Below are 5,095 nucleotides of genomic sequence, written 5' to 3'. Positions count from 1 at the left end.
AAAAAATTGATTATTCCCAAATATTGGGTTTGAACAATATTGTAATTAGAATCAAATAGAGGATTTTTTTATATCAGTTAAAATAGGACAACAAATTTACGACCTTAAAAATGTTCAAATAAACTATTTAAAACCTTATTTACTCTTAAAAAGTTAAAAAAACAAGAAATAGACGTGGTGGGACTCGAACCCACGAAGCAACTGATGCATAAGACCCTGAATCTTACTCCTTTGACCACTCGGATACACGTCTAAAAGAAATATTGAAAAAGTGATCCATGTAATGGATTTCAACTATATTATTATAATATATTTTTTAGTATAAATATGTAATATTATTCGACCCTTGATTGTTAGGCCAACCGTTCTTATATTCTCAACTTTCACCAGGTTTTTAGGTAATGAAACCTGTGATAACAACTTGACATTTACATAGTGAAGAAAAATAGGAGAAGCATTCTAGAAAGGTGTAGAACTAGCTAAATCAATTAAAAGAGAGTGAAATATGGAATTTAGATGAAAGCATTGAAAAAGAAATTGAAGCCAATAGGCAAATATCAAAAAAAGAGAAGTAAAACATTGCAGCATTATGATAAAGAAACCTCAAAGAATACGAACAATTCGTATAAAACTTATAAAAAAGTTCCGATACTTATCGATTTTGAGTACTAAAACTCTGATACAAAATTTGTTTTGTAGTTATATTAAATCTTTTGAAACCGTTGAAACAATAAAATCATTGTCTGATATTGTAATATTGCTCCCACTTCGTAAAATTGCTTCTATTTCAAACAATAACTATATTTACTTTCGAATTTAAGAATATCCACTATAGTATGAAAGAAGTATTATGAATGAAAAATATGCTATAATTCATATTACCCCCAAGATATACTATATTTTATAATACATACTAATATTTATATTATAATACAGACATACTATAATCTATAGTACTTTTCAGGAGATTAAATTATGACTGATTTACCGTGGGGAACTAATCAAAATTTAACAGACGAAGAGTTTTACAACAGAAAAAGCGAATTAATTAATATCAAAAACCTTCTACAATCAACAGGCCAAGGCCATGCTCCTGATTTATTATTGACAGGAATAAGGGGTGTCGGCAAAACAGTTTTTCTCAAAAAATTAAAAAGAGAAATGGATGAAGAGTATCTGGTGGTTTACATTGATTTTTCAAAATCCAAATGTTATCAAAAAAATCAAATGAGCATAATTGGTTTAATGGAACATTTTTTCAAAGAATTCATTAAAGAAGCAAAAAATAAAGGTTTAAACACATTAGATAAACAAATAGATAAATATTTTAAATCCAATGACTTTAAAATTAAGGAATTTATGAACATTGATAAAATACCAGTTCCGGTTTTTTCAAAAGAGACAAACGAAGAAAAGCTTATGGATTTTGTACTGGATTTACCCGAAAAAATATATGAAAAAAATCTAGACAAAATCAAAGGCGTCTTAATTTTCATCGATGAATTTCAACTCATTAGAGAATTAAATGACTACAGAGATTCATTCTTATGGAAATTGAGAAGTTATATTCAAAATCAAAGAAATGTTGCATACATATTTTCTGGATCAATGAGCATGCAGGACAAATTAATCTCCGAAATTGCAAGTCAAAATGGAGCATTTGGTGGAAGAATGATTTCAATGCATTTAAATCCATTTGAAAAAGAAACCGTTAGGAATTATTTATCTGAAAAGGCCCCATACATAAAATTTACTGATGACGGTTTTGACAGATTTTACAAATGCACATCAGGAACCCCTTCATACGTTAATATCTTCGCAGCACTATTGCCAATCAATCAACAATTAGATGATTATGCCATAAAAATCCAATTTGATAAAAAAATTCAGGCCATAAGTTCACATTTAATAAATATATGGACAAGATTATCATTTAGAGAGCAGACAATAATCATTATCCTGCTTGAAAGGCCCCTGCGCAGAATAGACATAGCAAATGAATTTGGAATATCAACAGGATCATTAAGCAATTATTTAAATAACCTCCAAAATCAAGGGCTAATAATACTAAATAATGGATTATATGAAATTTCCGAGCCAATTCTAAAAAGATGGTTAGAGCTAGAATTTAATGAGAAAGGAATTTACCCTTACAGAAACATTTGAACTTCCGCCAACTTTTAATAATTTGGGGTATTCTTGCATTTTTTAAGATAAAAAAATATACTGAATATATCAGTAAAAATAACTAATTATCCAATGATTCATCAGCATATTTAAATTTACTTCTTGAAAACAACCAGACAATAAATGCCGCAACAGAAACCACACTTGCCGCAATCATTACATATGACCATCCTCCCAATGACCATAAAAGAGATGCAAGGGCACTTCCAACAGCCCCAAATATAAAGTTATTCACAACAAAAACCGTGTTCAATCTGCTGCGTTCACCTTGAGATAAGTTAAACAATCTTGTCTGGGTCAAGACACTTACTCCCTGAACTGCAACTGAAAGAATCGCTGCAACAATCACAATGGCAACTATTGAATCTCTAAATGCAAATCCGCATAGCATACTAACAAGGCAAACCACAATGAATGCTCCAAGTGCAGGTATGCTCAAACCTTTATCCTGAAATTTTCCAATTTCCACACCAAATGCTGCCGCTGCAAGACCTGCCAGACTTACAAGCCCTATTTGAAATGTGTTATAATTAAATGGCTCTGCAGACAAAAGAAATGTTAATGAAGTCCAGAAGATGTTGAAGACCAAACCGAATATCAGCCCTGAGTGCAGCAATATGTTTGGCAATGCCCTATGATTTTTAAAGATGGTGAAAACACTTGCCAAAAGTTTCCCATATGATTTGAACTTGTTTTTTGCAGGAATTTCCGGCAATACATAAATCATTACCAAAACCATGACCAGATTCAAAGCGGCTGCGATAACATAAACAGATCTCCATCCCCAAAATCCTGCAATGATACCGCTTGCAAACCTTGAAAAAAGGATACCTGTTGTTATTCCAGATGATACAATTCCAACGATGTGGCCACGTTCATCTTCACGGCTCAAATCCCCTGCAAGGGGCAATATGATTTGACCGGAAATTGTTACAATCCCCATACTGAAGAGTGACAGTGACAATATGATAAATGAAGGTGATATGGCACAGGAAACCAAAGCCAATACGGACAGCACCATTACAAGGGCTATCATACGTTTTCTGCGAACAAAATCTCCCAAAGGCAAAATAAAGAGAATACCCATCGCATAGCCTATTTGGGTTGCAGTAACCAGCAGTCCGCCATTTGCTGCTGGAAGACCAAAACCATCCATTATCTGGACAAGCAACGGCTGCGCCCAGTACAGATTACCTATTGCAAGACCGGAACATACAGCAAACAGTATCGCCAAGAATTTAGTCATAACAATCTCATTATCATTCATATTATCGCACCAATTAAAATTTTCTAATCAAATATTTAAAAAATAGGGTATTTAAAGATAAAGTGGCATCAATGACATCTAAAAAAATTTAATATTAAAACACATATAAAAATAAACATGACTTTAAACCCAAAAAAACTTGCATATTACGAAAAAAAATATGAACGAAACCCCCTAGAAGACACTCTCAAATTCATGAGCAATAAGTGGACACTGCATGTTTTAAGAGACTTGTTTTTAGGAAAAAGTCATTTCAATGAATTTAAAGTCAACAGACCCTCCCTGGACAACAAGGCACTGTCAAGATGCCTTAAGACAATGCAGGATAATGGCCTTATTTACAAGACAAATGAAGGCAATGATCCAAAAAATACCCAGTATTTCCTAACTCAAAAGGGAAGGTCACTGAATAAGGTATTCTATGAACTGTTACTGTTTGCTCTTGAAACAGATGTTGACAACGAACATTATTCGGAATATGAAAAAAAAGAATTGAAAGAAATGTATAAGGAAATTCTGGAGTTGAAATGAAAAGAATAGATTTTTTAAAAATCCATTCTTATTCCTGATTGCTTAGAAGAACTCCACCGACTCCAACATTGTCAAATTTCCTTTCGTTGAAAAACACGTATATCATTTCTATTGGAAGTCCTGTGACCCTTGAAGCAGATTCCTGAATTCTTTAGCTAAAATTTCCTTTTGCTATTTTGTTAATTCTCCCATATCAAAACTTATAACTGGCATATCATCACCAATTGAAAATTAAATTTTTCCAAATAGAAAGTTAATGTGGCATGAAAACCACTTAATTTAATAACTATGCCTTCTTGAAAAAGCCACTTTTATAACGAACAATTCGTATAAAACAAAATTATATATATCAAAAATCGTAAAGTAATATCAAATTCATAGACCAAATTATGAATTGAAAATAACAAAATAAGTTGTGATATCATGAAAGCAAACGCTAAAAAAATAGCTGATGGAGTATACTGGATTGGTGTGCTCGATTGGGACTTAAGAACCTACCACGGTTACACATTAGACGGTACCACCTACAATGCATACATTGTATTTGGCGAAGACGAAGTGGCAATCATCGACAATGCCTACCCTGGAAAAACCAAAGAAATGATGGCTCGTATCGACGATGCTTTCGCTCAAGAAGGTAGAGATGTAAAAGTTGACTACATCATCCAAAACCACGTGGAAAAAGACCACTCCGGAGTATTGGTCGACTTACACAAAAGATTCCCTGAAGCACCAATTTACTGTACCAAAATTGCTGTAAACGGTCTTTTAAAACACTACCCTGCACTTGAAGGCGCTGAATTCATCACTGTAGGAACCGGTGATACCTTAGATGTCGGCGGAAGAACCTTAGCATTCCTTGACGCGTTCCTCTTGCACTGGCCTGACAGCATGTTCACCTTGCTTGCAGATGAAACAGGCATTCTTTTCCCTAACGACGCATTTGGACAACACTTATGTTTCACCAAAAGATTCTCTGATGAAATCCCTGAAAATGTCCTAATGGACGCTGCTCAAAAATTCTATGCAAACTTGATCACACCGCTTTCAAAACTCGTTCTCAAAAAATTAAACGAAGTAGTGGAATTAGGTTTATTAGACTCAATCAAA

General features: G+C 33.4%; 4 protein-coding genes and 1 tRNA gene. 3 read left to right on the top strand and 2 right to left on the bottom strand.

The window, feature by feature from the left end; genetic code table 11:
- Positions 1-169 precede the first annotated feature (169 nt).
- A tRNA-Leu gene (locus tag Q0W25_RS08775) sits at positions 170-253 on the bottom strand.
- Positions 254-975: 722 nt separating this feature from the next.
- On the opposite strand from Q0W25_RS08775, the gene Q0W25_RS08770 reads away from it, so the two are divergent.
- Complete coding sequence (locus Q0W25_RS08770; RefSeq protein ID WP_298521217.1) at positions 976-2,166, top strand: ATP-binding protein; 1,191 nt, start codon at positions 976-978, stop codon at positions 2,164-2,166.
- An 82-nt stretch (positions 2,167-2,248) separates the two neighbouring features.
- Here the strand turns inward: Q0W25_RS08770 and Q0W25_RS08765 are convergent, their stop codons facing one another.
- Positions 2,249-3,454, bottom strand: a complete 1,206-nt coding sequence (locus tag Q0W25_RS08765) for an MFS transporter (protein WP_298521215.1) — start codon at positions 3,452-3,454, stop codon at positions 2,249-2,251.
- Positions 3,455-3,571: 117 nt separating this feature from the next.
- Here Q0W25_RS08765 and Q0W25_RS08760 point away from each other — a divergent pair, with 117 nt between their 5' ends.
- A complete protein-coding gene (locus Q0W25_RS08760; RefSeq protein WP_298521213.1) occupies positions 3,572-3,985 on the top strand; it encodes a helix-turn-helix domain-containing protein in 414 nt (137 codons plus the stop codon).
- A 423-nt stretch (positions 3,986-4,408) separates the two neighbouring features.
- Positions 4,409-5,095 (top strand): MBL fold metallo-hydrolase (locus Q0W25_RS08755; RefSeq protein ID WP_367270533.1); only part of this gene is annotated, 687 nt, incomplete at its 3' end.

Origin of the sequence: uncultured Methanobrevibacter sp. (assembly GCF_947166415.1) — an archaeon.
GTDB lineage: Archaea > Methanobacteriota > Methanobacteria > Methanobacteriales > Methanobacteriaceae > Methanocatella.
Note: the sequence above shows the minus strand (reverse complement) of the source record. Positions and strands in the feature narration are given on the sequence as shown.

Bases quoted from the DNA above. Each gene is read 5' to 3' on its own strand.
- Q0W25_RS08770 (WP_298521217.1), top strand. From the start codon at position 976: ATGACTGATTTACCGTGGGGAACTAATCAAAATTTAACAGACGAAGAG.
- Q0W25_RS08765 (WP_298521215.1), bottom strand. From the start codon at position 3,454: ATGAATGATAATGAGATTGTTATGACTAAATTCTTGGCGATACTGTTT.
- Q0W25_RS08760 (WP_298521213.1), top strand. From the start codon at position 3,572: ATGACTTTAAACCCAAAAAAACTTGCATATTACGAAAAAAAATATGAA.